2 protein-coding genes and 1 pseudogene are annotated in these 2575 nt (G+C 63.5%); all 3 read left to right on the top strand.

Annotated features, from left to right (window positions below; genetic code table 11):
• Positions 1–501: 501 nt before the first annotated feature.
• A complete protein-coding gene (locus JMF90_RS32950; protein ID WP_227745914.1) occupies positions 502–1155 on the top strand; it encodes a MipA/OmpV family protein in 654 nt (217 codons plus the stop codon).
• An 8-nt stretch (positions 1156–1163) separates the two neighbouring features.
• Positions 1164–1838 (top strand): response regulator transcription factor, encoded by a 675-nt coding sequence (locus JMF90_RS32955; protein WP_011694489.1) that lies wholly within the window; start codon positions 1164–1166, stop codon positions 1836–1838.
• Positions 1839–1889: 51 nt separating this feature from the next.
• Positions 1890–2575, top strand: a pseudogene (locus JMF90_RS32960) (two-component sensor histidine kinase); the annotation flags it as partial.

The raw sequence follows: 2575 nt of genomic DNA on the forward strand, positions 1-2575 counted from the left end.
CGATCGGGACCTTGCGGAAATCACTCACCATGTCAGCAAGCTGGAGAAGCTCGTCGATGACATTGCCAAAGTCGGACCTCGTTCCAAGTGAATGACGGGGCGTCGAGTTCCGCGAGTCAGGCGGTCGCACGGATGGGGTTGCATACGGTGTTTTGACGGGGCGCACTGCGATATTCCTTAAAGGCGCGGGGGCGACACAGGCTCGCCCTGCGTCGATATTTCCCACGATCTGCATTTCCCGCACAGTCCGCAAAGCGATGATTTTTTCCTGGTAAGTGAGCGGTAAGTCGACTGGTCCTACAGTAGCCCCCGTTTCGACCCTCGACTCCAGGAACGATTGTGAAAATTGCCTCTCGCCGCGCACGCCCGTTATGGCTGATTGCCGCTTCATTTGCACTTTCATCTGCTTCCGCGTGGGCGGACGAGGGCGCGAGCCCGCCCGATCCCGACAATACGGGGCTGACTATCCTCAACAACGCGACGAACGTCACGCACTGGGGATTGGGCGCCGGCGTCGGCATCGAGCCGTCGGCCTACAGGGGCGACGGCACCCGTGTATTGCCTTTTCCGCTGGTCTACTTCGACAACAAATGGGTGCAGGCCATCGGCACCACGGTCGATCTGAAAATCGGCAGCTGGAGTGGCGTCAATCTCGCGTTTCGTGGCCAGTTCTCGCTGTTCGACGGATACAAGGGCTCGGACGCGCCGATCCTCAACGGCATGGAAAATCGCAAGGGCGCGTTCTGGTACGGCCCTGCACTGTCATGGAGCACCGGCTTCGGCACGTTGTCGGGTAGCTTCCTGCTCGGCGGAAACAAGGGCGAGCGCGCGAAGATCGGCTTCGAGAAGGCGTTCGCCGTCGGCGCATTTTCGATCGCGCCACATGTCGGCGTGGAATGGCTGAGCAACAAATACGTCGACTACTATTACGGCGTGCGACCATCCGAGGCGCGTGCCTGGCGCGCCGCCTACAGCGCGGGTTCGGCCGTGAACGTGTCGGCCGGCACGCGTGTCGACTACCGGCTGACGAAGCAGCAGACGATGTTCGTGGACGTGGGCGTGTCGCGTCTCGGCGACGGCATCACCGACAGTCCGCTCGTCGGCAGGCGGTTCATTCCCGAGGCCCGGATCGGCTACATGTATCGGTTCAAGTGAGTGCGAGCATGCCAAGAGTGGCGATTGTCGAGGATCACGAGCGCCTGGCCGGCCTGTTGTCCCAGGCGTTGGCCGCGGCGGGAATAGAATCCGACCGGTTCGGCAATGCTCGGGAAGCTGCTTACGGTGTCGACCGGGCCGATTACGCGCTGCTGATCATCGATCGCGGATTGCCCGACGGAGACGGTCTGGCGTTCTTGCGGACGCTGCGCGCGGCGGGGCGCATGATGCCTTGCCTGATGCTGACGGCACGCGACGCGTTGCATGACCGCATCGACGGACTCGAAAGCGGCGCCGACGACTATGTGACCAAGCCGTTCGAAATGAGCGAACTCGTCGCCCGCGTCCGTACGCTGATGCGGCGTCCGGCGCTGCTCACGACGCTCGTCGCGTCGTTCGCGGACGTGACCGTGGACCCGCCCCAGCGGGCGATGCGCTGTGGCGACCGGACGGTATTGCTGGCCCCGGCCGAGCTGCAGATCATGCTTTGCCTGATCGAAGCGGCGGGCCGGACCGTCCGGCATTCGAACCTCGAGCATGCCGCATGGGGGCTCGCGGAAGCGGTCACGCCGAACGCGCTCGAGGTGACCGTGCACCGCTTGCGCAAGAAATTGACGGCGATCGGCGCAACGATGCGGCTCACCAATATCCGCGGCGCCGGCTTCGCGCTGCGGGACGCGTGACGATGCTTCGCCGCGTGTCGCACGTGGCTACTCCCTCGTAAGAAAACCGCCATGTTCCGTCATTGGGTCCTGCGTCTGTCGACGCGTCTGTGGGTGACCAACGTTGCCGCGTTCGCCATCAGCCTGGCGTTGCTGTCCGCGCTTTCCGTCTATTTTCTGGATCGATATCCCGAGTTCCTGGGACGGCGCCAGCAGATGGAGAGCATCCGTCATATCGTGGCCGGGATGCGTTTCGATGCGGCCGGGCGGCCGGCATCCGTGCGATTGGGCGAGCATCCGGCGGTGATGTTCCGGCTCTTGCCGGCCGACGTGAAGTATCGCGTGCTCGATGCGACGGGGAAGGTGTTGCTGGCGTCGGTGCCTTCGAGCGACGATCGACCGTGGCTGACAGAGGACCTCGCGACGGTGGCAGGCAAGGTGCTGCCCACCACGATCGACGGCAAGGCATACGCGGTCGCGACGCAGCGCGCGTTGAACGGGAGCGTCGTCTATTACGTGCAGGTGGCGCACAGCGACCAACTCGTCGATGCGCTCGTCAGGACGCGGATCGATCCGATACCGAAGACCGTCGTTTATGTGCTGGTCATTGCGACCGTCATTTTCGGACTGACGCTGCCGTTGACGATCAGCCATGTGCTGAAGCCGTTGCGGGAGGTATCGCGTGCCGCGCGGGAAATCGAGCCGCGCAATCTGAAGACGCGGCTGTCGTCGGCGGGGATTCCCAGCGAGATCAAGCC

It is taken from the genome of Burkholderia sp. E168m23 (genome assembly GCF_016586125.1).
GTDB classification, from domain to species: Bacteria; Pseudomonadota; Gammaproteobacteria; order Burkholderiales; family Burkholderiaceae; genus Burkholderia; species Burkholderia orbicola.

Coding starts and splice junctions, on each gene's coding strand:
- JMF90_RS32955 (WP_011694489.1), top strand. CDS start 1,164: ATGCCAAGAGTGGCGATTGTCGAGGATCACGAGCGCCTGGCCGGCCTG.